Below are 26,034 nucleotides of genomic sequence, written 5' to 3' on the forward strand. Positions count from 1 at the left end.
GTAAAGAAGACATGTCCAAGCACACGCTCTCCGTCCTGGTGGAGAACAAGCCGGGCATCCTGGCCCGGATCGCCGCCCTGTTCTCCCGGCGAGGCTTCAACATCGACTCGCTCGCCGTCGGCGTCACCGAGCACGCCGACATCTCCCGCATCACGATCGTGGTGAGCGTCGACGCCCTGCCGCTGGAGCAGGTCACCAAGCAGCTCAACAAGCTCGTCGAGGTGCTGAAGATCGTCGAACTGGAGCCCGGAACCGCCGTTCACCGCGAACTCGTTCTGGTGAAGGTGCGCTCCGACAACGAGACGCGCTCCCAGATCGTCGAGATCGTCCAGCTGTTCCGCGCCAAGACGGTCGACGTCTCCCCGGAGGCCGTGACCATCGAGGCCACCGGCAGCCACGACAAGCTGTCCGCCATGCTCAAGATGCTGGAACCGTACGGCATCAAGGAGCTGGTCCAGTCCGGCACGATCGCGATCGGCCGCGGCGCCCGTTCGATCACGGACCGTTCGCTGCGCGCGCTCGACCGGTCGGCGTAAGTATGGGAACGGACGGGTCGGCGTCACCGGCCCGTCCGTGTCCCGCCCGTATACCGAGACCCCGAGACTTCCCTTCCGCCCGCCGTCATACGGTGGGACGCAACACCTGCACACAAGGAGAGAACCCAAAGTGGCCGAGCTGTTCTACGACGCCGACGCCGACCTGTCCATCATCCAGGGCCGCAAGGTCGCGGTCATCGGTTACGGCAGCCAGGGCCATGCGCACGCGCTGTCGCTGCGCGACTCGGGCGTCGACGTCCGCGTCGGTCTGCACGAGGGCTCCAAGTCCAAGGCGAAGGCCGAGGAGCAGGGCCTGCGCGTGGTGACGCCCGCCGAGGCCGCCGCCGAGGCCGACGTCATCATGATCCTGATCCCGGACCCGATCCAGGCCCAGGTCTACGAGGAGTCCATCGCGCCGAACCTGAAGGACGGCGACGCGCTGTTCTTCGCGCACGGCTTCAACATCCGCTTCGGCTTCATCAAGGCCCCGGCCGGCGTCGACGTCGCCCTGGTCGCCCCCAAGGGCCCCGGCCACCTCGTGCGCCGCCAGTACGAGGAGGGTCGTGGCGTCCCCGCCATCGCCGCGGTCGAGCAGGACGCGACGGGCAACGCGTTCGCGCTGGCGCTGTCGTACGCCAAGGGCATCGGCGGCACGCGCGCGGGCGTCATCAAGACGACCTTCACCGAGGAGACCGAGACCGACCTGTTCGGTGAGCAGGCCGTGCTGTGCGGTGGCACCTCGGCGCTGGTCAAGGCGGGCTTCGAGACGCTGGTCGAGGCGGGCTACCAGCCGGAGATCGCGTACTTCGAGTGCCTGCACGAGCTGAAGCTGATCGTGGACCTCATGTACGAGGGCGGCCTGGAGAAGATGCGCTGGAGCGTCTCCGAGACCGCCGAGTGGGGCGACTACATCACCGGCCCGCGCATCATCACCGACGCCACCAAGGCCGAGATGAAGCAGGTCCTCGCGGAGATCCAGGACGGCACCTTCGCGCAGAACTGGATGGACGAGTACCACGGCGGCCTGAAGAAGTACAACGAGTACAAGACGGCCGACTCCGAGCACCTGCTGGAGACCACCGGCAAGCAGCTCCGCAAGCTGATGAGCTGGGTGAACGACGAGGCGTAAGCCCTGACCCCGCGACGGCGCCGCCGGCTTCGGCGCGCCGTCGCGGGGCTCATTTCGGGAGGCGTAAGGCGACCTCCGGGGCAGCACTACACTGCTGCACTACATACGCGTTCAGGCCCACAGCGTCGTGCGTCTTCCACGCGGCTAGCCCCTCCTCCGCTGCGGCCGTCGGGACGGCCGTCCGCACGCTTTGGACTTGTGAGGACTCACGTGAGCTCGAAACCTGTCGTACTCATCGCTGAAGAGCTGTCGCCCGCGACCGTGGACGCGCTTGGCCCGGACTTCGAGATCCGGCACTGCAACGGAGCGGACCGAGCCGAACTGCTCCCCGCCATCGCCGACGTCGACGCGATCCTGATCCGCTCGGCCACCAAGGTCGACGCCGAGGCGATCGCCGCCGCGAAGAAGCTGAAGGTCGTCGCACGGGCCGGCGTCGGCCTGGACAACGTCGACGTGCCTTCCGCCACCAAGGCCGGCGTGATGGTCGTCAACGCCCCGACCTCCAACATCGTGACCGCCGCCGAACTGGCCTGCGGTCTGCTGCTCGCCACCGCCCGCCACATCCCGCAGGCCAACGCCGCGCTGAAGAACGGCGAGTGGAAGCGCAGCAAGTACACGGGCGTGGAGCTCGCCGAGAAGACCCTCGGCGTCGTCGGCCTCGGCCGCATCGGCGCGCTCGTCGCGCAGCGCATGTCCGGCTTCGGCATGAAGGTCGTCGCGTACGACCCCTACATCCAGCCCGCGCGCGCCGCCCAGATGGGCGTCAAGGTGCTCTCGCTGGACGAGCTGCTCGAAGTCTCCGACTTCATCACCGTCCACCTGCCGAAGACCCCCGAGACGGTCGGTCTGATCGGCGACGAGGCGCTGCGCAAGGTCAAGCCGAGCGTGCGCATCGTCAACGCCGCGCGCGGCGGGATCGTGGACGAGGAGGCGCTGTACTCGGCGCTGAAGGAGGGCCGGGTCGCCGGCGCCGGCCTCGACGTGTACGCGAAGGAGCCCTGCACGGACTCCCCGCTGTTCGAGTTCGACCAGGTCGTCGCCACCCCGCACCTCGGCGCCTCCACCGACGAGGCGCAGGAGAAGGCCGGCATCGCGGTCGCGCGCTCGGTGCGCCTCGCCCTCGCGGGTGAGCTCGTGCCGGACGCGGTGAACGTCCAGGGCGGGGTCATCGCCGAGGACGTCAAGCCGGGTCTGCCGCTGGCCGAGCGGCTGGGCCGGATCTTCACCGCGCTCGCGGGCGAGGTCGCGGTCCGCCTCGACGTCGAGGTCTACGGCGAGATCACCCAGCACGATGTGAAGGTGCTGGAGCTCAGCGCCCTCAAGGGCGTCTTCGAGGACGTCGTCGACGAGACCGTCTCCTACGTCAACGCGCCCCTGTTCGCGCAGGAGCGCGGTGTCGAGGTACGGCTGACGACCAGCTCCGAGTCGGCCGACCACCGCAATGTCGTCACCGTGCGCGGCACGCTGTCGGACGGCGAGGAGGTGTCGGTCTCCGGCACGCTGGCCGGTCCGAAGCACCTCCAGAAGATCGTCGCCGTCGGCGAGTACGACGTCGACCTCGCGCTCGCCGACCACATGGCCGTCCTCAAGTACGAGGACCGGCCGGGCGTCGTCGGCACCGTGGGCCGGGTCTTCGGCGAGGCGGGCATCAACATCGCCGGCATGCAGGTCGCCCGCGCGGCGGTCGGCGGCGAGGCGCTGGCGGTCCTGACCGTCGACGACACGGTTCCCGCCGGGGTGCTGGCGGAGCTCGCCAGCGAGATCGGCGCGACGTCCGCGCGCGCGGTGAACCTCGTCTGAGGTTCCCCTCCTCAAACGCCGGACGGGCTGAACCAGCCCGTCCGGCAGTCGTTTTTCGGCGCGTTCTACAGCCGGGCCGCCTTCAACGCCATGTGCAGGAGCAGGCGGGCCTCGCCGTCGTCCAGGTCCAGGCCGGTCAGCTGCTCCACCCGGGACAGCCGGTAGTACAGCGTCTGGCGGTGGATGCCCAGCTCGGCGGCCGTGCGGCCGGCCTGGCCCGCGCAGTCCAGGTACACCTCCGCCGTGCGGGCGAGTTCGCGGTGGGCGGGAGCGAGCAGTTCCCGTACGGCGGGGTCCTGGGGGGACCGCGGCGGCAGGGAGGTCAGCAGCCGGTACGGGCCGATGGACGCCCACTGCGCTACGCGGCCCAGCCGGGGCTCCGCCAGAGCGGCCCGCGCCGACGCCGACGCCTCCTCCCAGGCGGCCCCGAGCTCCGCCAGACCGACGCGCCCGGCGGCCACTCCCGCGGCCGCCTCGCCCGCCCGTTCGAGGAGCCGGGCCGCCGTCGACGTCGCCGGGGTGAGGGTGTCCGTCGAGCGCAGCCGGACCAGCAGCGCCAGCGACTGGGACGCCGTGCCCCACGGCACCGTGCACAGCGCCGTCGCCCCCGGCAGCGTCCGCACGGAAGGGGCCTCGTCCGGGTCGGCGGACGGCCACGGGGTCACGCACACCACCGTGTGCGGTCCGTCCGCGCGGGCGCCGAGCGCGGTGCGCAGCTCCGCGACCGCCATGTCCCGCTGCCAGCCGGGCTGCGCGGTCAGCACCGCCCGCAGCTCCCGGGTGAGGTCGGCCCCGTGCTGCGCCTCGTCGGCGAGCAGCGCGCCGATCCGGGCGGTCACCTCCATCGCGGCCGCCAACTGCGCCTGAGACGGCCCGGGGTCGTCGTCCAGCAGCCAGACGTAGCCGAGGACGACCCCCCGATGCCGTACCGGGAGGCAGACCCGGCCCCGGTAGACCCCCGCCTCCGGGGTCGGCGGGATCCGGACCGGGCCGCTCGCGCGCGTGATGCCGAAGCCCTCGAACCAGGTGCGGACGGCCGCCGTGGAGCGCCGGGTCAGGATCGAGCGGGTGCGCACCGGATCCAGCGCGGACGCGTCCAGCTCACCCTCGCTGTCGTACGCGCCGAACGCGATCAGCTCGAAGTCCCGGTTCTCCAGGGTCGCGGGAGCGTCGAGGAGCTCCGAGATCTCATCGACCAGTTCCTGGTAGTCGCCTTTGTAGTCGGCTGTCACCCGGGCATTCTCCCGCATTTTCGAAAGCCTTCATACATCTGTCTGAGATCTGTGGCAGGGATGCGTGACAGGTGTCGATGGCCGACGATCGGAGGGATCCTTAGGTTTCACGGTGGTTCTATCTGCTGGTTTGTGGAGGTGCCCCGTGCTGGGTCCCGTGATTCTTGCCGCGTCGCGCAGCGACCGGATGCGACGCCTGATCTCGGCGGCCCCGGTGACGAAGCAGGTCGTGGACCGCTTCATCCCCGGCGAGACGGTCGACGACATCGTCCCGATCGTCGAGGAGCTCACCGCCGGGGGGCTGGAGCTGACGATGGACGTCGTCGGCGAGGACATCACCACCCCCGGACAGGCCGCCGCCGCCCGCGACGCCTATCTGGCCCTGATCGACCGGCTCGCCGGGCTGGAGCTCGGCGAACGGGTCGAGATGTCCGTCAAGCTGTCCATGTTCGGACAAGCGCTCGACGGAGGGCATGAGCTGGCGCTCGCCAACGTCCGGCCGGTCGTCGAGGCCGCCGCCGCCATCGGCACCACCGTCACCCTGGACGCCGAGGACCACACCACCCTCGACTCGATGTTCGCCATCCACGACGCACTGCGGGAGGACTTCCCGCAGACCGGCTGCGTCATCCAGGCGTACCTCTTCCGCACCGAGGGCGACGCCCGCCGACTCGCCGCGAACGGCAGCCGGGTACGGCTGGTCAAGGGCGCCTACAAGGAGCCCGCCGAGGTCGCCTACCAGCAGAAACACGAGATCGACAAGGCGTACGTGCGGATCCTGAGGATCCTCATGGACGGCGCCGGGTACCCGATGGTCGGGTCCCACGACCCGCGCCTGATCGTCATCGCGCAGGAACTCGCCCACCGCGCCGGCCGCAAGCTCGACGAGTACGAGTTCCAGATGCTCTACGGCATCCGCAGCGACGAGCACCTGCGGCTGGCCGCCGAGGGCCACCGCATGCGCGTCTACACCGCCTACGGCACCGACTGGTACGGCTACTTCATGCGCCGCCTGGCCGAGAAGCCGGCCAACCTGCGGTTCTTCGTCCGCAGCATGATCACCAAAGGCTGAGCCCGAACACCCGCTCAAGTTCAAGGAGTTACGGATCTCATGGACGCTGTGACCCAGGTCCCCACCCCCGTCAACGAGCCGGTGCACGGCTACGCCCCCGGCTCGCCCGAGCGCGCCCGGCTGGAGGTCAAGCTCAAGGAGCTGGCCGACAACCCCGTCGAGCTGCCCTGCACCATCGGCGGCGAGCGGCGGATGGGCGGCGGCAAGCGGTTCGACGTCGTGCAGCCGCACCACCACAAGGCCCGCCTCGGCACCTACGCCAACGCCACCCGGCAGGACGCCCAGGACGCCGTCGACGCGGCCCTCGCCGCCGCGCCCGCCTGGCGCGCGATGTCCTTCGACGACCGCGCCGCGATCATCCTGCGCGCCGCCGAACTGCTCGCCGGTCCCTGGCGCGAGACGCTGGCCGCCTCCACCATGCTCGGCCAGTCGAAGACCGCCCAGCAGGCGGAGATCGACTGTCCCTGCGAACTGGTCGACTTCTGGCGCTTCAACGTCGCCTACGCCCGCCAGATCCTGGCCGAGCAGCCCCCGGCGAACTCGCCGGGCGTCTGGAACCGCCTCGACCACCGCCCGCTCGAAGGCTTCGTCTACGCGATCACGCCGTTCAACTTCACGGCCATCGCCGGCAACCTGCCGACCGCGCCCGCTCTGATGGGCAACGTGGTCGTGTGGAAGCCGTCGCCGACCCAGACCCACGCGGCCGTCCTGCTGATGCAGCTGCTGGAGGAGGCCGGGCTGCCCAAGGGCGTCATCAACCTCGTCACCGGCGACGGCATCGAGGTCTCCGAGGTCGCCCTGAACCACCGCGACCTCGCCGGCATCCACTTCACCGGCTCCACCAAGACCTTCCAGTACCTGTGGAAGACGGTCGGCGCCAACATCGAGAAGTACCGCTCCTACCCGCGGCTCGTCGGCGAGACCGGCGGCAAGGACTTCGTCGTCGCCCACCCGAGCGCCGACCGCGCGGTCCTCAAGACCGCCCTCACGCGCGGCGCGTTCGAGTACCAGGGCCAGAAGTGCAGCGCCACCTCGCGCGCCTACATCCCGGCGTCGATCTGGAACTCCGGCTTCAAGGAGGAGTTCGCGGCCGAGGTCGACCACCTGACCATGGGCGACGTCACCGACCTCACCCACTTCATCGGGGCCGTCATCGACGAGCGTTCCTTCGCCAAGAACAAGGCCGCCATCGACCGCGCGAAGGAGGACCCGACCTGCACGATCGTCGCGGGCGGCTCCTACGACGACTCGGTCGGCTGGTTCGTCCGCCCGACCGTCGTGGAGTGCACCGACCCGGCGAACGAGGTCTTCACGACCGAGTACTTCGGCCCGTTCCTCGCCGTGCACGTGTACGACGACAGCTCGGCCGACGCCTACGACGCGATGCTGACGCAGATGGAGTCGGTCTCCGACTACGCGCTCACCGGCTCGGTCATCGCGAACGACCGCGCGGCCGCCGCGTACACGATGGAGAAGCTGCGCTACGCGGCCGGCAACTTCTACATCAACGACAAGTCGACCGGCGCCGTCGTCGGCCAGCAGCCCTTCGGCGGCGGCCGCGCCTCCGGCACCGACGACAAGGCCGGCGCCCCGCAGAACCTGATGCGCTGGACGCTGACCCGCGCCATCAAGGAGACCCTGGTCCCGCCGACCGACTACACGTACCCGCACATGGGCTGACATCCGCTCCGCGCGCCCCGCCGGAGTGCGGCTGTGGGCCGCGCGGCCGGGGCGCGCCGCGGCGGGCGAGGCCCTGGTGCTGTGCCACGGCGGGCCCGGACTGTGGGACACGTTCGAGGACGTGGCCGCCGGGCTCGACGACCTGGCGCCGGTGATCCGCTGGGACCAGCGCGGCTGCGGGCGGTCGGAGCGCTGCCCCGGACCGTGGACCACCGAGCGCTTCGTGGCGGATCTGGACGCCGTTCGGCGGCACTTCGGCCTCGAACGGATGACACTGCTCGGCCATTCCTGCGGCGCGCAGCTCGCGCTGAGCTAGACGCCCTGAACGCCGAGGCCGGACGCGCCTGGGCGGCCCGAGCTGTGCGCCGCCTGCCAGGCGCTCGACGTGCCCGTGACGATCGTCGACGGCGCACTCGACATCCGGCCGCGTTCGGCCGTCGACCCGCTGGAGCGGGCCCTGCCGCGGGGACGGCGGGTGATCTTTCCGGAGGCCGGGCACCTGCCGTGGGTGGAGCAGCCGAGGGGCTTCCGGGAGGCCGTGGCGGCGGCCCTCGGCGAGGCCGCCGTCTCAGATAGTAGGAAGTCCGAGTATTTGTAGAGACAGGCGCGCGCTCCTCGCTTAACTTTGTAGGAGCCGAACGTCTCGCTCGATCAAGCGAATGGCGGTCGTGAGCCGGGCCCCGTGCAGGCAACCCCTGCGGCCCGCCCCCCCCGCCCACCGGCGTCTCGCACCCCCCTTCCGCACTCCCTGGAATTCGAAGGAGTCGATTCCCCATGGCCGAGACGACCGTCCGCCGCCGAGTCCGTCACGTCTCCGGTACGAGCGAGTCCGACCGCAAGAACGCCGCCGCCGCCCTCCAGCGCGCCCTCGACCGCCGCGACAACGGCGGCGAGACCGGCCACTGAGCCGATCCGCGCCGATCCGCGCCGTACCCCGACTCCCCGTCCGTATGGCGGACAGTTCATGTCATCCCATGGGACGGAGGAGTAGGGTTCCCGCATGTCTCGCAGCCTCAATCTCGCAGTGATCCCCGGTGACGGCATCGGCCAGGAGGTCGTGGCCGAAGGTCTCAAGGTCCTCTCCGCCGTCCTCCCGCAGGATGTGAAGCTGGAGACCAAGGAGTACGACTTCGGCGCCCGGCGTTACCACGCCACCGGTGAGACCCTCACCGACGCCGACACCGAGGCGCTTCGGCAGCACGACGCCATCCTGCTCGGCGCGATCGGCGACCCGAGCGTCCCGTCCGGCGTCCTGGAGCGGGGCTTCCTGCTCAAGCTGCGCTTCCTCTTCGACCACCACGTCAACCTGCGTCCGTCGAAGCTCCTCCCGGGTGTCGCCACCCCGCTGGCCGGCCAGCCCGAGATCGACTTCATCGTGGTCCGCGAGGGCACCGAGGGCCCGTACACCGGCAACGGCGGCACGATCCGCAAGGGCACCCCGCACGAGGTCGCCACCGAGGTCTCCGTGAACACGGCCTTCGGCGTCGAGCGCGTCGTCCGGGACGCGTTCGCCCGCGCCCAGGCCCGCCCCCGCAAGAAGCTGACGCTGGTCCACAAGAACAACGTGCTGGCCTTCGCCGGACACCTGTGGACGAACGTCTTCAACCGGGTGGCCGAGGAGTTCCCCGAGGTCGCCACCGACTACATCCACGTCGACGCGGCCACGATCTACCTGGTCACCGACCCGGGCCGGTTCGACGTCATCGTCACCGACAACCTCTTCGGCGACATCATCACCGACCTCGCCGCGGCCGTCTCCGGCGGCATCGGTGTCGCCGCGAGCGGGAACATCAACCCGTCCCGCGAGTTCCCGTCGATGTTCGAGCCGGTGCACGGCTCGGCCCCGGACATCGCCGGCCAGGGCAAGGCCGACCCCACCGCCACGGTCCTGTCCGTCGCCCTGCTCCTGCGTCACCTCGGCTACGACGCGGAAGCGGTCCGCATCGAGGACGCCGTCTCCGCCGACCTGGCGGAGCGCGGCTCGCTGCCCGCGCGCAGCACCTCCGAGATCGGTGACGCGCTCTCCGTACGAGTAGCCGGCTGACCCCGCGCTGCACGAAACTCTCGAAGCCGCCGGGTCGCAATCGCACCCGGCGGCTTCTCGTATGTCCGGCCGGGTGCCACCATCAACCCCTGGGTCGCATTCACGCCGTTTTCTTCCTCGGACCCCGCTTGCGATAATCGAACGCGGAGCCGCGGTATGAGGGAATGCTCGGACGTCCTAGCACCGGCCACCGGCCGTTCGGACGTGAGCGCGGCCCGTCACTACACAACCGGTGAAGGACACCACTCATGACGACGCCCACGATCGAGCTCAAGCCCTCCGCCATCCCGACCTCCGCCGCCGAGCGGCAGGCGATGCTGGCGAACCCCGGGTTCGGCCGCCACTTCACCGACCACATGGTGACGATCAAGTGGACCGAGGGCCGCGGCTGGCACGACGGCCAGCTCGTTCCGTACGCGCCGATCCCCCTCGACCCGGCCACCATGGTCCTGCACTACGCGCAGGAGATCTTCGAGGGGCTGAAGGCCTACCGCCGCCCCGACGGCTCCGTCGCCACCTTCCGCCCGGACCAGAACGCCAAGCGCTTCCAGCGCTCGGCCCGCCGCCTCGCCATGCCCGAACTGCCGGTCGAGACGTTCATCCAGGCGTGTGACGCCCTCGTCGCGCAGGACAAGGACTGGGTGCCCGCGCACGGCGGCGAGGAGTCCCTCTACCTGCGCCCCTTCATGATCGCGACCGAGGTCGGGCTGGGCGTGAAGCCGGCCAACGAGTACCTCTTCCTGGTCATCGCCTCGCCCGCCGGCGCCTACTTCCCGGGCGGCGTGAAGCCCGTCTCCATCTGGGTCTCCGAGGAGCACGTCCGCGCCGTCCCCGGCGGCATGGGCGACGCCAAGACGGGCGGCAACTACGCCGCCTCCCTGCTCGCCCAGGCCGAGGCCGCCGCGCAGGGCTGCGCCCAGGTCTGCTACCTCGACGCGGTCGAGCGCAAGTGGGTCGAGGAACTCGGCGGCATGAACCTGTACTTCGTGTACGAGGACAGGATCGTCACGCCGTCCCTGACCGGCTCCATCCTGGAGGGCGTCACCCGCGACAGCCTCCTCACCGTCGCCCGCGACCTCGGCTACCGGGCCGAGGAGGGCCGCGTCTCGGTCGACCAGTGGCAGCGCGACGCGCAGAACGGCACGCTCAAGGAGGTCTTCGCCTGCGGCACCGCCGCCGTGATCACCCCGGTCGGCACCGTCAAGCGCACCGGCGGCGAGTGGCAGCAGGCGGACGGCGAGCCCGGGGAGGTCACCGTCCGGCTCCGCCAGGCCCTGCTGGACATCCAGCGCGGCACGGCCGAGGACCGGCACGGGTGGATGCACCAGCTGGGCTGATCAGTCGCCCGGCGTTGACGGACGGGCTGCTACTGCCGCGGTGATCACCGCATTGCTCGCATTCTGAGACACCCGGTGAGCACGGGGGCAGTCTGTGCCAGACTGCCCCCGTGCTCTCGTTCGCCATGATTATTGGCAGCAGGCGCGCCGGTCCGCAGTGACCGCTCCGTACGACACGGTACGAGCGGACATCGTGTCCTCGACCCGCGCGCAGACCTCTCGCACCCGCGAGAGGTTTTTCGCATTTCTGGCCCACCACAGCCGGGAGCGAGAGCGCGAGGGACCATGGGGGGATGGTGGAGCCGGTCATTCCGGTAACGACCGAGATCCAACACAGGAGCCTTCAGACCATGACCGAAACCAGCGAACTCGACGACTCCTTCCACGTCTTCGACACCACCCTGCGCGACGGCGCGCAGCGTGAGGGCATCAACCTCACCGTCGCCGACAAGCTGGCCATCGCCCGGCACCTGGACGACTTCGGAGTGGGCTTCATCGAAGGCGGCTGGCCCGGCGCCAACCCCCGGGACACCGAGTTCTTCGCCCGCGCGCAGGAGGAGATCGACTTCAAGCACGCCCAGCTGGTCGCCTTCGGCGCGACCCGCCGGGCCGGCGCCAAGGCGGCGGACGACCCGCAGGTCAGGGCGCTGCTGGAGTCGGGCGCCGGGGTGATCACCCTGGTCGCGAAGTCCCACGACCGCCATGTCGAGCTGGCGCTGCGCACCACGCTGGAGGAGAACCTGGCGATGGTCGGCGACACCGTGTCCTTCCTGAAGGGCCAGGGCCGCCGGGTCTTCGTCGACTGCGAGCACTTCTTCGACGGCTACCGCGCGAACCCGGAGTACGCCAAGGCCGTCGTCCGGACGGCCGCCGAGGCCGGCGCGGACGTGGTCATCCTCTGCGACACCAACGGCGGCATGCTCCCGGCGCAGATCCAGGCGGTCGTCTCCACCGTCCTCGCCGACACCGGCGCCCGCCTCGGCATCCACACCCAGGACGACACCGGCTGCGCCGTGGCCAACACCCTCGCCGCGGTCGACGCGGGCGCCACGCACGTCCAGTGCACGGCGAACGGCTACGGCGAACGGGTGGGCAACGCCAACCTCTTCCCGGTGGTCGCCGCCCTGGAACTGAAGTACGGCAAGAAGGTGCTGCCCGAGGGCAAGCTGCGCGAGATGACCCGGATCTCGCACGCGATCGCCGAGGTCGTCAACCTGACGCCGTCCACGCATCAGCCGTACGTGGGGGTTTCGGCCTTCGCCCACAAGGCGGGCCTGCACGCCTCGGCCATCAAGGTCGACCCCGACCTCTACCAGCACATCGACCCCGAGCAGGTCGGCAACACCATGCGGATGCTGGTCTCCGACATGGCCGGCCGCGCCTCGGTCGAGCTCAAGGGCAAGGAGCTCGGCGTCGACCTCGGCGACGACCGCGAGGTCGTCGGCCGGGTCGTCGAGCGGGTCAAGGAGCGCGAGCTCAAGGGTTACACCTACGAGGCCGCGGACGCCTCCTTCGAACTCCTGCTGCGCGCCGAGGTCGAGGGCAAGCCGCTGAGGTACTTCGAGGTGGAGTCCTGGCGCGCCATCGTCGAGGACCGCCCCGACGGCACCCACGCCAACGAGGCCACGGTCAAGCTGTGGGCCAAGGGCGAGCGGATCGTCGCGACGGCGGAGGGCAACGGCCCGGTCAACGCCCTGGACCGCGCCCTGCGCGTGGCCCTGGAGAAGATCTACCCCCAGCTGGCCAAGCTGGAGCTGGTCGACTACAAGGTCCGCATCCTGGAGGGCGTGCACGGCACCGAGTCCACCACCCGCGTCCTGATCTCCACGACCGACGGCGCGGGCGAGTGGTCCACGGTCGGCGTCGCCGACAACGTCATCGCGGCCTCGTGGCAGGCCCTGGAGGACGCGTGCACCTACGGGCTGCTGAAGGCGGGCGTGGACCCCGCGGAGTAGTTCGCCGCCCGCGGCATGTCTGGTATGGGTGGGTTTCGGGTAGCTTCGAGGTATGAAGGTCGCGACCCTGACGACCCGGCCTCCCCGAGGCCTCACCGGACCGCTGTTCGCACTGGCGCTCGCCGTCCTCACGGTCCTGACCGTGCTGTCGGCGGGCGCCCCGCGCGCCACCGCGGCCTCGACCAGCGTCTCGGCCATCGCCGACTCGCTCCGCGAGAGCCCGGTCTACGTCGATCCCGCCGCGAGCGCCCAGCTGTCCCAGGGGGACGCGCACGCGCTCCGGCAGCAGATCGAGAACGCCGACAAGCCCCTGTTCATCGCCGTCCTGCCCGCCGGCTACCCCACAGCGGACCTCTTCACCGACCTGCGCACCGCCACCGGCGTCACCGGCCTCTACGCGATCCGCCTCGGCGACCGCTTCGACGCCCGCGCCGACTCCGCCGTCATGTCCCGCCCGGCCGTGCAGAACCTGGTCACCAGCGTCCGGGGCGAGAGCAATGCCCAGACCCAGCTGGACGACTTCACCGACCGCGCGCTGGCCAACATGAGAGGCTCGGCCCCCGCCAGCTGGAGCTCCTCGGGCGGCGGCGACGGCGTCTCCTCCGCCGCGCTGATCGCGGTGGGCGCGGTCGTGGTGGCCGGCGGCGCGGGCGCGTACACCCTCGTGCGGCGCAACCGCCGGCGGCACGAGCAGGAGCAGCAGGCCTCTCTCGAACGGCTGCGGGTCGTCGTCGACGAGGACATCACGGCCTTCGGGGAGGAACTCGACCGGCTGGACTTCCATCCGTCCGAGCCGGGCGCCGACGATTCGATGCGCGCCGACTACGAACGCGCCCTGGACGCCTACGAGCAGTCGAAGTCGCTCATGGCCGCCGCGACCAGACCGGAGGACGTGCGCGCCGTCACCCAGGCGGTGGAGGACGGCCGCTTCTCCCTCGCCCAGCTCGCCGCCCGCCGCGAGCGCCGACCGCTGCCCGAGCGCCGTCCGCCCTGCTTCTTCGACCCCCGGCACGGGCCCTCGGTCGCCGACGCCACCTGGACGCCGTCCGGCGGCGCGACCCGTGAGGTCCCGGTCTGCGCGGCGGACGCGACCCGGCTGGCCGACGGCCGCGACCCGGTGATCCGCGAGGTCGACAGCGACTACGGCCGCCGCCCGTACTGGGAGGCCGGCCCCGCCTACGGGCCCTGGGCGGGCGGCTACTTCGGCGGCGGCATCCTGCCCGGCCTGCTCGTCGGCACGATGCTCGGCTCCATCATGGCCGCCCCGTCGTACGCCTCCGACTACGGCGCCGGCTACGGCGACTTCGGCGGCTACGAGGGCGGCGACGTCTCCGGGGCCGACTTCGACGCGGGCGACTTCGGCGGCTTCGGCGGCGGGGGAGGGGACTTCGGCGGGGGCGGCGGGGGCGACTTCGGCGGCGGGTTCTGAGACCCGGGCAGGAGACGGGGAACGGGCACGGGCCCGGCGCAGGTCGGCGCCGGGCCCGTGGCCTTCGTGCTCAGAGTGCAGGCGCCCGCGTCAGAGCGTGGCGGCCGCGGCGGTGATCGCCGAGGCGAAGGTGGACACCTCGGAGTAGACGCCGGGGGCGTTGGCCCGGGCGCAGCCGATGCCCCAGCTCACGATGCCGACCTGGATCCACGCGTTGGCGGAGTCGCGGCGGAACATCGGTCCGCCCGAGTCGCCCTGGCAGGTGTCGGTGCCGCCGGCCGCGTAACCGGCGCAGATCTCGTCGCTGGCGACGAGGCCGCTGTAGCCGCTGTACGCACGACAGGTCGCGTCACTCACGAACGGCACGGTGGCCTTGAGCAGGTAGCGCTGCTGGGCGCCGCCCTCGGTGGCCGAACCCCAGCCGGCGATGGTGAAGGTGCCGGTGTTGTACTGCGTGGTGGTGGCGATCTTCAGGGTGGCCTGCGTGGTGATGGGCGAGGCCAGCTTGATCAGCGCCCAGTCCTTGCCGTTGCCGTTGTAGCCGGGGGCTCGGTACACGTACGTGGACCTCACCTGGACCCGGCCGGTGGTGGACTGCAGGTCCACGACGCCGGCGGTGGCGGTGATGCTGGTGTTGGCGCCGGTCGCGCCGACGCAGTGCGCGGCGGTGAGCACGATCTGCTGGGTGAGGAGCGACCCGCCGCAGCCCATGGAGAGCCGGACCATGAACGGGAACTCGCCCTGCGCGGCACGGGTTCCGCCGACGACGGGGGAGGGGGCGGCCTGCGCGGCCGAGACGGGCTGGAGGCTGGCGATGGCGAGGGCGGCCGCGCCGACGGCGGCGAATCTCTTGAACGCCGTGAGGAGCTTCTTCAAGGTGCTGCCTTCCGTGGGGGGTGGGTTTGGCGTGATCATGTCAAAGTGACGGACAAAGAAATGCCCATGCTCTGGCATGGTCAGGTCAAATCTGTCGTTGGATTATGAGAAGGCTGTGAGCCCTCGCACAAGGGGGCTGATTCAGCCACGCCCGGCAGCGGCGGCCCGTCGCCGCCCACTGCCTCCAGCGGATCCCCCGCGGCGGCCGCGCTCGCGAAGTCGCGGAGGGCGGCCGCCGGCGCCCGGTGGGCGGGGGTGCGGTGCTCGGCGCACCGCGTCAGTCCTGGGCCGCCGCCTTCGCGAAACCGAGCAGGGCGTCGAAGTCGATCGCCCCCGGATCCCCGTGCGCGTTCTCGGGGACGTGCATGTGCCCGCACACCCCGTTGAACGCGTTCCACCGCTCCCCGCTCATCCGCTGCCCGCCGCCGTTCCCCGCCGACTTCGGGTACGCCGGCCACAGCGTCGGCCCGCGCAGCGGCACATGGTGGTGGATGTGCATCCAGGCCAGGTACTGGGCGACGGCGCGCAGCGCCCACTCCGGCGCCTTCGGCCAGTACAGGTGGGCCTGCCCGCGGGCCTTCCACTTGGCGTGCAGCTCGGGGTCGCAGGTGCCGACGAGTTCCGCCTGGCAGACGTTCAGGGTGTTCGTCTCGACGCCGCCCGAGCGGTTGGCGAGCGCTCGCGAGGAGATGTCGATGTCGAAATGCTGGTACCACTTCAGCCGTTTGGCGGCGAAGTCCGGCACCGCCGTCAGATTGGGCGCGACGGCGCCGCCCTGGTAGTCGGGCAGCGAGCCGCCCTCCGTGGTGTGCAGGACGATGACGTTGACCTCCATGCGGTCGCCGCCGAAGTCGTCCTGGTACCAGTGGTCGCGGTTCGCGCCGGGGTAGTGCTGGGGTCCGGTCCTGGTGCTCATGCCTCATGACTGTGACACGGAACACAGCGAGGGGCCGGAAGCTCTTCGCTTCCGGCCCCTATCCGCCGATTTCTTCTGAAATGGGCCGCATGCTTAGGCGTTCTTGATCGCCGAGATGTCGAAGTTCAGCTTGATCTTGTCGGAGACCAGCACGCCGCCCGTCTCCAGCGCCGCGTTCCAGGTCAGGCCCCAGTCGGAGCGCAGGATCTCGGCCTTGCCCTCGAAGCCGACGCGCTCGTTGCCGTACGGGTCCGTGGCGGCGCCGTTGAACTCCAGGGCGATGCTGAGCGGCTTGGTGACGCCGTGGATGGTCAGGTCGCCGGTGATGCGGTAGTCGTCGCCGCCCAGGGCCTCGGTGGCGGTGGAGCGGAAGGTCATCGTCGGGAACTCTTCGACGTTGAAGAAGTCCGCGCTCTTGAGGTGGCCGTCGCGGTCGGCCACCCCGGTGTCGACGCTCCCCATCTGGACGTCGATGGACGCGGTCGAGCGGGACGGGTCGGCGCCGTCCAGATGCAGCGTGCCGGTGAAGTCGGCGAACTTGCCCTTGACGTTGGTGACCATCGCGTGGCGGGCGACGAAGGCGATCGCCGAGTGGGCCGGGTCGATGGTGTAGTCGCCGGTCAGGGCGGCGAGCTCGGGGTTCACCGCGGCGTCCGCGGGGGTGGCGGCGGCGGTCTCGTCGGTGCTCTTGCGGCCGAAGATGCCCATGACGTGCTCCTTGGGGACGAGGAAGATTCGTTGGCGTTTGTTCCTCAACGGGGTCAACACGGCAGACCATAGACGCATTCCGTTCAATGTTCAACTTTCAATTTCAACGTTCAACTTAATTCGTGGCGCGTCTCGTGGCGTGTCTCGGGGTGCGCCTCGGGGTGCGCCTCGGGGTGCATCTCCTGCAGTAAGGTCGGTGCCCGAGAATCGTCCTCGGGGGCTCGGTTCACCCCGGGGATGGCATGCGCGGGCGGGAATTGTGAGCTGGGTCTCAGCCCCCGGGTTTGTGCGACCCCTACAAGCTCGGGGCCCTCTGAGCAGTCGGAACGGCTGCATGCCGGTCGGGTTCTGTTCAGGGGTACCAGGAAATGGCTCCGGAGACTGTACGGAGTCGACGTCTCTCTTTCCTTGGCGAGCTTCGTAAGGTCACTACATGACCGTTTTGGAAGAGACGACGGGTGAGCCGACCGTGGAGCCCACGGACGCGCGCGGCCGGGTGGCCGAGCTGCATGAGATCCGTGCCCAGGCACTGGCCGGCCCGAGCGAGCGGGCGACCCAGGCGCAGCACGCCAAGGGCAAGCTGACCGCCCGGGAGCGGATCGAGCTCCTCGTGGACCCGGGGTCCTTCCAGGAGGTCGAGCAGCTGCGCCGGCATCGGGCGACCGGCTTCGGCCTGGAGACCAAGAAGCCGTTCACCGACGGCGTCATCACCGGCTGGGGCACGGTCGAGGGCCGCACGGTCTTCGTCTACGCCCATGACTTCCGCATCTTCGGCGGCGCGCTGGGCGAGGCCCACGCCACCAAGATCCACAAGATCATGGACATGGCCATCGCGGCCGGCGCACCTCTCGTGTCGTTGAACGACGGCGCCGGCGCCCGGATCCAGGAGGGCGTCTCCGCCCTCGCCGGCTACGGCGGCATCTTCCAGCGCAACACCCGCGCCTCCGGTGTGATCCCGCAGATCAGCGTGATGCTGGGCCCCTGCGCGGGCGGCGCGGCCTACAGCCCCGCCCTCACCGACTTCGTCTTCATGGTCCGCGAGACCTCGCAGATGTTCATCACCGGCCCGGACGTCGTCAAGGCCGTCACCGGCGAGGAGATCACCCAGAACGGCCTCGGCGGCGCCGACGTGCACGCCGAGACCTCCGGCGTCTGCCACTTCGCGTACGACGACGAGGAGACCTGCATCGCGGAGGTCCGCTACCTCCTCTCGCTGCTCCCGCAGAACAACCGCGAGAACCCCCCGCGCGTCGACTCGAGCGACCCCGCCGACCGCCGCAGCGACGTCCTGCTCGACCTGGTCCCGGCGGACGGCAACCGGCCGTACGACATGACCAAGGTCATCGAGGAGATCGTCGACGACGGCGAGTACGTCGAGATCCACGAGCGCTGGGCCCGCAACATCATCTGCGCGATGGCCCGGCTCGACGGCCAGGTCGTCGGCATCGTGGCCAACCAGCCGCAGTCCCTCGCGGGCGTCCTGGACATCGAGGCGTCGGAAAAAGCTGCACGCTTTGTCCAGATGTGTGACGCTTTCAATATCCCGATCGTCACCTTCCTGGACGTCCCCGGGTTCCTTCCGGGCGTCGACCAGGAGCACGGCGGAATCATCCGGCACGGTGCGAAGCTGCTCTACGCCTACTGCAACGCCACCGTGCCGCGGATCTCGCTGATCCTGCGCAAGGCGTACGGAGGCGCCTACATCGTCATGGACAGCCAGTCCATCGGCGCCGACCTGACCTACGCCTGGCCGACGAACGAGATCGCCGTGATGGGCGCCGAAGGCGCCGCCAACGTCATCTTCCGCCGGCAGATCGCCGAGGCCGAGGACCCCGAGGCCATGCGGGCCCGCATGGTCAAGGAGTACAAGTCCGAGCTGATGCACCCGTACTACGCGGCGGAGCGCGGTCTGGTCGACGACGTCATCGACCCCGCCGAGACCCGCGAGGTCCTCATCAAGTCCCTGGCCATGCTCCAGTCGAAGCACGCGGATCTGCCTTCGCGCAAGCACGGCAACCCCCCGCAGTAACCCGACGGATCCCCTGCGGAAACCTCATCCACGGAGACTTACACACATGAACGCTCCCGACATCCGCGTCGAGAAGGGCCATGCCGAGCCCGAGGAAGTCGCCGCCATCACGGCGATCCTCCTGGCCCGCGCCGCCGCCCAGCCCGCTGCCGCCGAGCCCCGCCGAAGCCGCCCCAAGGCCGGCTGGCGCCGCCTGGAACGAGAAGGCGGCTTCCGCGCCCCGCACAGCTGGCACTGAGCCCGGCTTGTGAAAGGGCCCCCTCCCGCGCTGCGGGAGGGGGCCCTTTCGTATGCTGCATGCCGGCCGCGGGCCGGTGGGGGCTTGTCGCGCAGTTCCCCGCGCCCCTTCAGGGGCGCGGGGAACTGCGCGAGAACCACAGACTGCCCGCAGACGGCGTACAACCGCCCGGGGCAGCCCGGTAGCCGCTACCGCAAGCGGGCCATCAGCGCGTGCTCCACGAGAGTGATGAGTGCCGACTTCGCGTCGGCGCGATGCCGCGCGTCCGTCGTGATGATCGGCGTGTCCGGCCCGATCTGCAGCGCCTCCCGCACCTCGTCCGGGTTGTACGGCTGGCTCCCGTCGAAGCCGTTCAGGGCGATCACGAACGGCAGACCCGAGTTCTCGAAGTAGTCGACCGCCGGGAAGCAGTCGGCAAGACGCCTCGTGTCCACCAGGACGATCGCGCCGATCGCACCGCGCACCAGGTCGTCCCACATGAACCAGAAGCGGTCCTGGCCGGGCGTGCCGAAGAGGTACAGGATCAGGTCCTGATCCAGGGTGATACGACCGAAGTCCATCGCGACCGTCGTGGTCTTCTTGTCCCCGGTGTGGGTGAGGTCGTCGATGCCCGCCGAAGCGGACGTCATGACGGCCTCGGTGCGCAGCGGATTGATCTCCGAAACAGCCCCGACGAACGTGGTCTTTCCCACGCCGAAGCCGCCCGCCACCACGATCTTCGCGGAAGTGGTGGAGCGGGACGGACCCCCGCTAGAGCTTGCGAAGTCCACTGAGCACCCTTTCGAGCAGTGTCACGTCTGGCTGGCCGCCGGCGTTCTCGTCGCCGCCGGGCTGATGGATGGCGACCAGGCCCGCCTCCGCCAAGTCGGCGACGAGGATCCTGGCCACGCCGAGGGGGATGGTCAGCAGCGCCGAGATCTCGGCGACCGACTTGATCTCTCGGCAGAGGTTGCAGATCCGCTGATGCTCGGGCAGTTGGCCCTGCATCTGGTGCGGCTGCGCAGTGGTGTGCACCAGCGCCTCGATGGCGAGCTGGTAACGCGGGCGGGTCCGGCCACCGGTCATGGCGTACGGACGCACCAGCGGGTTGTGCGCCGCTCCGGCGGGCGACGGCTCGGGGGAGCGGCGCTGCGGCTGCACCGGCTGGATGCGCGGGGCCTGCGGCTGGTCGTACGGCGACGGCCCTGGGCCCTGCGGGCTCTGGGGTGCGTACGGCCGCTGCGGGCTGGGCGCGGAGGGGAAGTTGTAACGGTTCGGGTTCTGGGAACCGTCGCCCTGGCCCTGGGCGGGGCCGTACGACCAGTTACCCGAATTCGAACTGCCTGGGGGTGTTGCCACTCTCTCTCCTCCTCCGACTGTGCCTGGCACCCATCAGGTGGACGCCGCGTCCCGAAACCCTACGGCCTCGGGACGCCAAAACGCACCGTCCGTCTGTTAGTTGAGAAGGCTCCCTTGGAGCTCCGCACGAAGGTCGGGCGTCAGGACCGAGCCTGCGCGGTCCACCAGAAGTGCCATCTCGTACCCAATGAGGCCGATGTCCGCCTCTGGGTGGGCGAGAACGGCGAGCGAGGAACCGTCGGAGATGGACATCAGGAAGAGGAATCCCCGCTCCATCTCCACAACCGTCTGGTTCACGCTCCCTCCCTCGAAGATCCGGGAGGCGCCTGCCGTCAGGGACGTCAGGCCGGAGGCCACGGCCGCGAGCTGGTCGGCACGGTCGCGGGGAAACCCTTCGGACATCGCCAGAAGGAGTCCGTCGGCGGAGACCACCACCGTGTGGGACACCCCCGGGGTGTTGTCCACGAAGTTGGTGATCACCCAGTTCAGGTTCTGTGCCGCCTGGCTCATCGGGCTCACACTAACGCTCCTGGTTGTAGGTGCTGTCAGGACCGAGGCCCTGGCCGTTCGTTTCACTGCTGCCTGCGTTGCGTCCACGCTCGACGCCGCGACGCAGGTTGCTCAACCTGCCCCGGACGTCCTCCGGGGCGCGGGAGACCTGGGGGCCTCCCTGGGGGGTGCTCTCGGCGGCGCCCTCGACCAGGTTGGCCTTGGGCACCCGCCGCGGCAGACCGGAGGAGGTGACCCCGCCCGCCTTGGGCCTCTTCAGAGAGGAGGCCTGCTGCCAGCGCTCGTCGTTCGCCGACCGCCAGCTGTCGCCGCCGCCGTTGCTCTCCGAGGTGGAGGCCGGCGGGTCCTGCTTCGCGGGCCGGGCGCCGTTCGCACCGCTTGCGGTGGATCCGCGGCGGGGCAGACCGGCGTCGGTCAGCGCATGGGGGGCGGAGGGGCCCGGCCCCGGACGGTCGAAGCCTACGTGCTGGTGCTCGGCCGCGTCGGCGACCGACGTGGACTCCGCCTCCGGAGCGTACTGGTCCGGGTAGCCGTTCTGGTAACCGTTGGAGTGAGCACCGGCGTGACCGTTGGAGTGGCCGTTCTGCTGAGGCCAGTCGTCCTGGTAGGGCTGCTGCTCCGGGTACGGCTGGAAGCTGTCCGCTGTGCTCGCGGGAGCGGCCGTCCGGTTCTCCTGGACGGGCTCCGCGTACGCCGGGTCGGGGTAGCCGCCGTTCGCGGTGAACGAGTCGCCGCCCTGCGGCGCACCGCCGTTCGGCGCGAAGTACTGCTCGTCGTACGCCGGGCGCTGCTGCTCCTCGTACGCCGTCTGCTGGTCGAACGAACCGGGCGTCTCGGCGAAGCCGGTCACACCGTTGTCGTAGCCGGCCGGGGCGCCGTTCTGCGTAGGGTCGTACCCGTTCGGGCCGACGTCGTATGCCGACGGCTGACGGTTGGCGTCGAAGCCCTCGCCGTACGCGGGCGCCTCGCCGGACTGCGGCTGTGCGCTCGACTGGTCCGGCTGGCCGGGGTGGGTCTCCCGGGCGGCGCGGCGTTCCTCGCGCTGCAGGGAGCGCCCCACCGGGTCCAGCTCGCGGATGTCGTCGGGGACCTCGTAGCGGCTGTCGTCGAAGCCCAGCTCGGCGGCGGTGCGCATCGGCAGACCGTTGCTGAAGTCCTCGCCGCCCAAGCCCTGCGGCTGCTGCTCCGGGATGATCTGCGAGACCGTGAACTCGTCGCGCGACTGCGCCTGGTCGCCGCCGCCACCGTGGGTGATGGCGTCCGGCAGCATGACCAGCGAGGTGGTGCCGGCCTGCTCGCCCGAGGGGCGCAGCTGGACGCGGATGCCGTGCCGGTCGGACAGCCGGCCGACCACGAACAGGCCCATGCGCTGCGATATCGCGGCGTCCACCGTCGGCGGGTTGGCCAGCTTGTGGTTGATGTCGGCGAAGTCCTCGGCGGTGAGGCCGATGCCCTTGTCGTGGATCTCGATCATCACGCGGCCGTCGGGGAGACGGGTCGCGGTCACGCGGACCTTGGTCTGCGGGGAGGAGAACGTCGTCGCGTTCTCCAGCAGCTCGGCCAGCAGGTGCACGAGGTCGGTCACGGCGCGGCCGTGGATCTCGGCCTCCGGGACGCCCGACAGCTCGATGCGCTCGTACTGCTCCACCTCGGAGGAGGCGGCGCGCAGCACGTCGACCAGCGGGACCGGCTGGTCCCAGCGGCGGCCGGGCTCCTCGCCGGCGAGGACCAGGAGGTTCTCGCCGTTGCGGCGCATACGGGTCGCGAGGTGGTCCAGCCGGAACAGGTTCTCCAGCTGGTCGGGGTCGGCCTCGTTGTTCTCCAGGTCGGTGATCAGGGTCAGCTGGCCCTCGATCAGGGACTGGTTGCGGCGCGAGAGGTTGGTGAAGATCGCGTTGATGTTGCCCCGCAGCAGGGCCTGTTCGGCGGCCAGCCGGACCGCCTCGCGGTGGACCTGGTCGAAGGCGCGGGCGACCTCGCCGATCTCGTCCGTGGTGGTGATCGGGATCGGGGCCACCCGGGTGTCGACCCGGCCGGGGTCGGTGCGGGAGAGCTGGTCGACCAGCATCGGCAGCCGCTGTTCGGCGATGCCGAAGGCCGCGTTGCGCAGCTGGCGCATCGAGCGGCTCATCTGGCGGGCCACGGCGCCGGCGAGGATGAACGCCAGGAGCAGGGCGACGACGACGGCGGCACCGGTGATGATCGCGGAGGTCTTGGCGTCAGCGGCGATGTCCGAGGCCTCGGTCACGGCCTTGTCGGCCATGTCCGACTCGATCTGCCGGTAGGCGTCGTACTTGAGCGTGGTGACCGCCCACCAGTTCTCCTTGCTGATGCCCTTCTCGGCGAGCCCGGCGCGCTCGGAGCCCTTGGTCGACTCCATCGTGGAGATGGCGCCGACCATCGTGACCGGGTCGGACGGCGGCGGTACGTAGTCCGGGTCCTTCTGCTTCGCCTCGGCGGCCAGTGCGGCGCCGTCGGTCTTGATCTTCGCCTCGGCGTCGTCCAGCTTCTTCGCGTCGGCCTCGGTGCCACCGCCGATGTACTCCTCGACGGCGATGCCCTCAAGGTAGGCGTAGGAGGAGAGGGAGACCTTCTGCTTGGCGAAGTCCGTGTCCTCGGGACCGGGCTTGATCAGCAGGTGCATGCCGATGGAGCGCTCCAGCGAGAGCGCAGCCTTCGTCAGCGAGATGGCGTAGACGGTACGGCCGTAGGAGGTGATGTTTCCGGTGCCCAGACCGAGTTCGTTGGAGAACTCCATCAGGGGGTGGGCGACCTGGGTGTAGCCCTCTTCGGTCTGCACGCCGGTGAGCTTGGCGGTGTAGGCGGCCGCGCGCAGGGCCGTCAGCTTGGTCTCCGCGGTGCGGAACAGCTGAAGTCGGCGCTGCAGACCGGGCTTGGCCGGCATGTTCTGCGCGGCTGCGTCGAAGGCGTCGGCGGCGGTGTCCGTGGCCTTGCGGGCCGCGGTGACCGTCGCGTCGGTCCGCTTGCCCGCGAGGAGGGGCGCGGCCGAGATGTCGCGCTCCTTGTAGAGGGCGTCGCCGTAGCTCAGCGAGGCCCTGACCAGGCGCGCGGTGTTCTCCGCGTCCTCGGCCTCCTGCCAGGTGTCGATCGAGCTCTTCACCTGGAAGCCGCCCATGACCAGGCCGACCACCACGGGTATGAGCAGAATCGCGTTCAGCCGGGTCGGCACCCGCCAGTTGCGCGGGGAGAGACGGCCGCCGCTCTTCGCGGGTGCGGCCGTCGGCTCGGGTCCGGGCACAGGGGCGGACGCCGCTCCGCGCGGCGGCGGCGTGAAGTTGCCCCGGGCCGCAGGCTCGGGACTTTTCTTGCTTCGCCTCACTCGACCAACAACCTCTCGGCGGTCGGCACCTTCGTCGTGCCGCAGTGTCTCAGAGCCCGGCCAGCCATCGACCATGAGTACGTCATTGACTATTGGGCAGTTCAGGCATTCCAGCACGACGACCAGTCCTCTTCCAAACATGGGAAAGAGTTGGTTGGGCGTGATGTAAACCCCAGATAAAACGGTCAAAAAGAACGAGCCCCGTCAAATGACGGGGCTTTGGTGAGCAGAGGGAGACCGGCCGACCGCGACGCGTGGCGGTATCGCCCGATTCCTCTGCCGAAACGTTATGAACATCGGAGCCGGCCGTGTCAAAGGCCACAGCCGGCTCCGAAGCGTCTACGACAACTGCCGTACGGCGCGGAGTATTTGAAAATTACCGCAGTCGTGCCATCAGCGCGTGCTCGACCAGCGTGATCAGCGCGCTCTTGGCGTCCGACCGGTGCCGGGCGTCCGTCGTGATGATCGGAGTGTCCGGGCCGATCTGCAGCGCCTCGCGCACCTCTTCGGGCTGGTAGGGCTGCGAGCCGTCGAAGCCGTTGAGGGCGACGACGAACGGCAGTCCGCTGTTCTCGAAGTAGTCGACCGCGGGGAAGCAGTCGGCGAGCCGGCGGGTGTCCACCAGCACGATCGCGCCGATCGCACCGCGCACCAGGTCGTCCCACATGAACCAGAACCGGTCCTGGCCGGGCGTGCCGAACAGGTAGAGGATCAGGTCCTGGTCGAGCGTGATGCGGCCGAAGTCCATGGCCACCGTGGTGGTGGTCTTGTCCCCGGTGTGAGTGAGGTCGTCGATGCCCGCGCTCGCGGACGTCATCACGGCCTCCGTGCGCAGCGGGTTGATCTCGGAGACGGCGCCCACGAACGTGGTCTTGCCCACGCCGAAGCCGCCCGCCACCACGATCTTCGCGGAGGTGGTGGCCCGGCCCCCGTCAGAGCTTGCGAAGTCCACTGAGCACCCTTTCGAGCAGCGTCACGTCCGGAGCGCCGCCGTTGTTCTCGTCGCCGCCCGGCTGGTGGATGGCCACCAGGCCCGCCTCGGCGAGGTCCGCGACGAGGATCCGCGCCACACCGAGCGGCATGGCCAGAAGCGCCGAAACCTCGGCGACCGACTTCACCTCGCGGCACAGATGACAAATGCGCTGATGCTCCGGAAGCAGCCCCATGAGCGCTGCCGGGTCGGCCGTCGTGCTGATCAGCGCCTCGATGGCGAGCTGATAGCGCGGCCGGGTCCGGCCACCGGTCATCGCATACGGACGCACCAGCGGCTGGTCGCCCTCATCCCCGTACGGCTCCGCGTACGGGTCATGATGGGCGGTGGGCGGGGTCATGGATCCTCCGGGCGGGACAGCATTCTCGGTCAGTCGTGCCGTCCGTCGAGGCCGGTGGGGGGATTGTGTCGGCCAGACGGTGATTTCGTGAGGTGGGTGGTACTGGGGCGGGTCAGTGGAGCAGACTGCCCTGGAGCTCGGCGCGCAGGTCGGGCGTGAGCACAGCGCCCGCGCGATCGACAAGGAGTGCCATCTCGTAGCCCACGAGGCCGATGTCGCACTCGGGGTGCGCCAGTACGGCGAGGGAAGAGCCGTCCGAGACGGACATGAGGAAGAGGAAGCCTCGTTCCATCTCGACGACGGTCTGCGCGACGCTGCCGCCCTCGAAGATCCGGGAGGCTCCGGCCGTCAGCGAGGTCAGTCCCGAAGCGACGGCCGCCAGTTGGTCGGCACGGTCGCGCGGGAAGCCCTCTGACATCGCGAGCAGGAGCCCGTCGGCGGACACCACGACGGTGTGGGACACCCCAGGGGTGTTGTCCACGAAGTTGGTGATCAACCAGTTCAGGTTCTGTGCTGCCTGGCTCATCTGGCTCA

At 70.0% G+C, this 26,034-nt stretch carries 25 protein-coding genes; 14 read left to right on the forward strand and 11 right to left on the reverse strand.

What is annotated here, in order from left to right; all coding sequences use genetic code 11:
• Positions 1–11 precede the first annotated feature (11 nt).
• The 3 genes from ilvN (at position 12) to serA (ending at position 3,465) form a co-directional block, all read left to right on the forward strand.
• Positions 12–536, forward strand: a complete 525-nt coding sequence (ilvN, locus tag ACWCPF_RS28990) for an acetolactate synthase small subunit (protein ID WP_351916523.1) — start codon at positions 12–14, stop codon at positions 534–536.
• Between the two features lie 130 nt (positions 537–666).
• Entirely contained in the window at positions 667–1,665 is a 999-nt protein-coding gene (gene ilvC / locus ACWCPF_RS28995; protein WP_351916525.1) for a ketol-acid reductoisomerase, read from the forward strand.
• 210 nt (positions 1,666–1,875) lie between these two features.
• Complete coding sequence (serA, locus tag ACWCPF_RS29000; RefSeq protein WP_451048054.1) at positions 1,876–3,465, forward strand: phosphoglycerate dehydrogenase; 1,590 nt, start codon at positions 1,876–1,878, stop codon at positions 3,463–3,465.
• A 65-nt stretch (positions 3,466–3,530) separates the two neighbouring features.
• Here the strand turns inward: serA and ACWCPF_RS29005 are convergent, their stop codons facing one another.
• A complete protein-coding gene (locus ACWCPF_RS29005) occupies positions 3,531–4,715 on the reverse strand; it encodes a PucR family transcriptional regulator (RefSeq protein WP_451048055.1) in 1,185 nt (394 codons plus the stop codon).
• Between the two features lie 127 nt (positions 4,716–4,842).
• On the opposite strand from ACWCPF_RS29005, the gene ACWCPF_RS29010 reads away from it, so the two are divergent.
• The 9 genes from ACWCPF_RS29010 (at position 4,843) to ACWCPF_RS29050 (ending at position 14,214) form a co-directional block, all read left to right on the forward strand.
• The gene (locus ACWCPF_RS29010) at positions 4,843–5,769 is read left to right on the forward strand and encodes a proline dehydrogenase family protein (protein WP_451048056.1); all 927 of its coding nucleotides are present in this window, start codon (positions 4,843–4,845) and stop codon (positions 5,767–5,769) included.
• Positions 5,770–5,808: 39 nt separating this feature from the next.
• Positions 5,809–7,449 (forward strand): L-glutamate gamma-semialdehyde dehydrogenase, encoded by a 1,641-nt coding sequence (gene pruA, locus ACWCPF_RS29015; protein ID WP_451048057.1) that lies wholly within the window; start codon positions 5,809–5,811, stop codon positions 7,447–7,449.
• A gap of 25 nt (positions 7,450–7,474) precedes the next feature.
• Positions 7,475–7,765: an alpha/beta fold hydrolase gene (locus tag ACWCPF_RS29020; protein WP_451048058.1), complete on the forward strand. Its 291-nt coding sequence runs from the start codon at positions 7,475–7,477 to the stop codon at positions 7,763–7,765.
• A gap of 69 nt (positions 7,766–7,834) precedes the next feature.
• Positions 7,835–8,047 carry an alpha/beta fold hydrolase gene (locus tag ACWCPF_RS29025; RefSeq protein WP_451048059.1) on the forward strand — a complete coding sequence of 71 codons (213 nt, stop codon included), beginning with the start codon at positions 7,835–7,837 and terminating at the stop codon, positions 8,045–8,047.
• A gap of 176 nt (positions 8,048–8,223) precedes the next feature.
• On the forward strand, positions 8,224–8,355 hold the full coding sequence (locus ACWCPF_RS29030; protein WP_351911685.1) for a hypothetical protein: 132 nt from the start codon (positions 8,224–8,226) through the stop codon (positions 8,353–8,355).
• A 94-nt stretch (positions 8,356–8,449) separates the two neighbouring features.
• Positions 8,450–9,493 (forward strand): 3-isopropylmalate dehydrogenase, encoded by a 1,044-nt coding sequence (locus ACWCPF_RS29035; RefSeq protein WP_451048060.1) that lies wholly within the window; start codon positions 8,450–8,452, stop codon positions 9,491–9,493.
• A gap of 248 nt (positions 9,494–9,741) precedes the next feature.
• Complete coding sequence (locus ACWCPF_RS29040; protein ID WP_451048061.1) at positions 9,742–10,830, forward strand: branched-chain amino acid aminotransferase; 1,089 nt, start codon at positions 9,742–9,744, stop codon at positions 10,828–10,830.
• Between the two features lie 350 nt (positions 10,831–11,180).
• Positions 11,181–12,785 (forward strand): citramalate synthase, encoded by a 1,605-nt coding sequence (cimA, locus tag ACWCPF_RS29045; protein WP_451048062.1) that lies wholly within the window; start codon positions 11,181–11,183, stop codon positions 12,783–12,785.
• A 52-nt stretch (positions 12,786–12,837) separates the two neighbouring features.
• Positions 12,838–14,214 carry a hypothetical protein gene (locus tag ACWCPF_RS29050; RefSeq protein WP_451048063.1) on the forward strand — a complete coding sequence of 459 codons (1,377 nt, stop codon included), beginning with the start codon at positions 12,838–12,840 and terminating at the stop codon, positions 14,212–14,214.
• Between the two features lie 90 nt (positions 14,215–14,304).
• On the opposite strand, the gene ACWCPF_RS29055 is transcribed toward ACWCPF_RS29050, so the two are convergent.
• The 3 genes from ACWCPF_RS29055 to ACWCPF_RS29065 form a co-directional block, all read right to left on the reverse strand.
• Positions 14,305–15,090, reverse strand: coding sequence for a S1 family peptidase (locus ACWCPF_RS29055; RefSeq protein WP_451048064.1), 786 nt, complete (start codon positions 15,088–15,090; stop codon positions 14,305–14,307).
• 277 nt (positions 15,091–15,367) lie between these two features.
• Entirely contained in the window at positions 15,368–16,006 is a 639-nt protein-coding gene (locus ACWCPF_RS29060) for a hypothetical protein (protein WP_451048065.1), read from the reverse strand.
• A 93-nt stretch (positions 16,007–16,099) separates the two neighbouring features.
• The gene (locus ACWCPF_RS29065; protein ID WP_451048066.1) at positions 16,100–16,714 is read right to left on the reverse strand and encodes a YceI family protein; all 615 of its coding nucleotides are present in this window, start codon (positions 16,712–16,714) and stop codon (positions 16,100–16,102) included.
• Between the two features lie 433 nt (positions 16,715–17,147).
• On the opposite strand from ACWCPF_RS29065, the gene ACWCPF_RS29070 reads away from it, so the two are divergent.
• Together ACWCPF_RS29070 and ACWCPF_RS29075 are read left to right on the forward strand one after the other, a co-directional pair.
• Complete coding sequence (locus tag ACWCPF_RS29070) at positions 17,148–18,743, forward strand: acyl-CoA carboxylase subunit beta (RefSeq protein ID WP_451048067.1); 1,596 nt, start codon at positions 17,148–17,150, stop codon at positions 18,741–18,743.
• A gap of 46 nt (positions 18,744–18,789) precedes the next feature.
• Entirely contained in the window at positions 18,790–18,981 is a 192-nt protein-coding gene (locus ACWCPF_RS29075; RefSeq protein WP_451048068.1) for an acyl-CoA carboxylase subunit epsilon, read from the forward strand.
• Between the two features lie 188 nt (positions 18,982–19,169).
• On the opposite strand, the gene ACWCPF_RS29080 is transcribed toward ACWCPF_RS29075, so the two are convergent.
• From ACWCPF_RS29080 to ACWCPF_RS29110, 7 genes are all read right to left on the reverse strand, one after another.
• Complete coding sequence (locus tag ACWCPF_RS29080) at positions 19,170–19,751, reverse strand: GTP-binding protein (protein WP_199585384.1); 582 nt, start codon at positions 19,749–19,751, stop codon at positions 19,170–19,172.
• Complete coding sequence (locus ACWCPF_RS29085; protein WP_451048069.1) at positions 19,732–20,319, reverse strand: DUF742 domain-containing protein; 588 nt, start codon at positions 20,317–20,319, stop codon at positions 19,732–19,734. The genes ACWCPF_RS29080 and ACWCPF_RS29085 overlap by 20 nt, the downstream gene beginning before the upstream one ends.
• 96 nt (positions 20,320–20,415) lie before the next feature.
• Positions 20,416–20,829 (reverse strand): roadblock/LC7 domain-containing protein, encoded by a 414-nt coding sequence (locus ACWCPF_RS29090; protein ID WP_037737006.1) that lies wholly within the window; start codon positions 20,827–20,829, stop codon positions 20,416–20,418.
• A gap of 10 nt (positions 20,830–20,839) precedes the next feature.
• Positions 20,840–24,169 (reverse strand): sensor histidine kinase, encoded by a 3,330-nt coding sequence (locus ACWCPF_RS29095; protein WP_451048070.1) that lies wholly within the window; start codon positions 24,167–24,169, stop codon positions 20,840–20,842.
• 376 nt (positions 24,170–24,545) lie between these two features.
• Positions 24,546–25,121, reverse strand: coding sequence for a GTP-binding protein (locus tag ACWCPF_RS29100; RefSeq protein WP_054239771.1), 576 nt, complete (start codon positions 25,119–25,121; stop codon positions 24,546–24,548).
• A complete protein-coding gene (locus ACWCPF_RS29105; protein ID WP_009190816.1) occupies positions 25,102–25,500 on the reverse strand; it encodes a DUF742 domain-containing protein in 399 nt (132 codons plus the stop codon). Before ACWCPF_RS29105 ends, ACWCPF_RS29100 begins: the two co-directional genes overlap by 20 nt.
• A 112-nt stretch (positions 25,501–25,612) precedes the next feature.
• A complete protein-coding gene (locus tag ACWCPF_RS29110; protein ID WP_003993189.1) occupies positions 25,613–26,026 on the reverse strand; it encodes a roadblock/LC7 domain-containing protein in 414 nt (137 codons plus the stop codon).
• Between the last annotated feature and the right edge of the window lie 8 nt (positions 26,027–26,034).

Source organism: Streptomyces sp. NPDC001858, assembly GCF_053594615.1.

Coding starts and splice junctions, on each gene's coding strand:
- ACWCPF_RS29065 (WP_451048066.1), bottom strand. CDS start 16,714: ATGGGCATCTTCGGCCGCAAGAGCACCGACGAGACCGCCGCCGCCACC.
- ACWCPF_RS29050 (WP_451048063.1), top strand. CDS start 12,838: ATGAAGGTCGCGACCCTGACGACCCGGCCTCCCCGAGGCCTCACCGGA.
- cimA (WP_451048062.1), top strand. CDS start 11,181: ATGACCGAAACCAGCGAACTCGACGACTCCTTCCACGTCTTCGACACC.
- ACWCPF_RS29110 (WP_003993189.1), bottom strand. CDS start 26,026: ATGAGCCAGGCAGCACAGAACCTGAACTGGTTGATCACCAACTTCGTG.
- ACWCPF_RS29090 (WP_037737006.1), bottom strand. CDS start 20,829: ATGAGCCAGGCGGCACAGAACCTGAACTGGGTGATCACCAACTTCGTG.
- ACWCPF_RS29035 (WP_451048060.1), top strand. CDS start 8,450: ATGTCTCGCAGCCTCAATCTCGCAGTGATCCCCGGTGACGGCATCGGC.
- ACWCPF_RS29005 (WP_451048055.1), bottom strand. CDS start 4,715: ATGCGGGAGAATGCCCGGGTGACAGCCGACTACAAAGGCGACTACCAG.
- ACWCPF_RS29105 (WP_009190816.1), bottom strand. CDS start 25,500: ATGACCCCGCCCACCGCCCATCATGACCCGTACGCGGAGCCGTACGGG.
- pruA (WP_451048057.1), top strand. CDS start 5,809: ATGGACGCTGTGACCCAGGTCCCCACCCCCGTCAACGAGCCGGTGCAC.
- ACWCPF_RS29040 (WP_451048061.1), top strand. CDS start 9,742: ATGACGACGCCCACGATCGAGCTCAAGCCCTCCGCCATCCCGACCTCC.
- ACWCPF_RS29070 (WP_451048067.1), top strand. CDS start 17,148: ATGACCGTTTTGGAAGAGACGACGGGTGAGCCGACCGTGGAGCCCACG.
- ACWCPF_RS29030 (WP_351911685.1), top strand. CDS start 8,224: ATGGCCGAGACGACCGTCCGCCGCCGAGTCCGTCACGTCTCCGGTACG.
- ACWCPF_RS29075 (WP_451048068.1), top strand. CDS start 18,790: ATGAACGCTCCCGACATCCGCGTCGAGAAGGGCCATGCCGAGCCCGAG.
- ACWCPF_RS29060 (WP_451048065.1), bottom strand. CDS start 16,006: ATGAGCACCAGGACCGGACCCCAGCACTACCCCGGCGCGAACCGCGAC.
- ilvN (WP_351916523.1), top strand. CDS start 12: ATGTCCAAGCACACGCTCTCCGTCCTGGTGGAGAACAAGCCGGGCATC.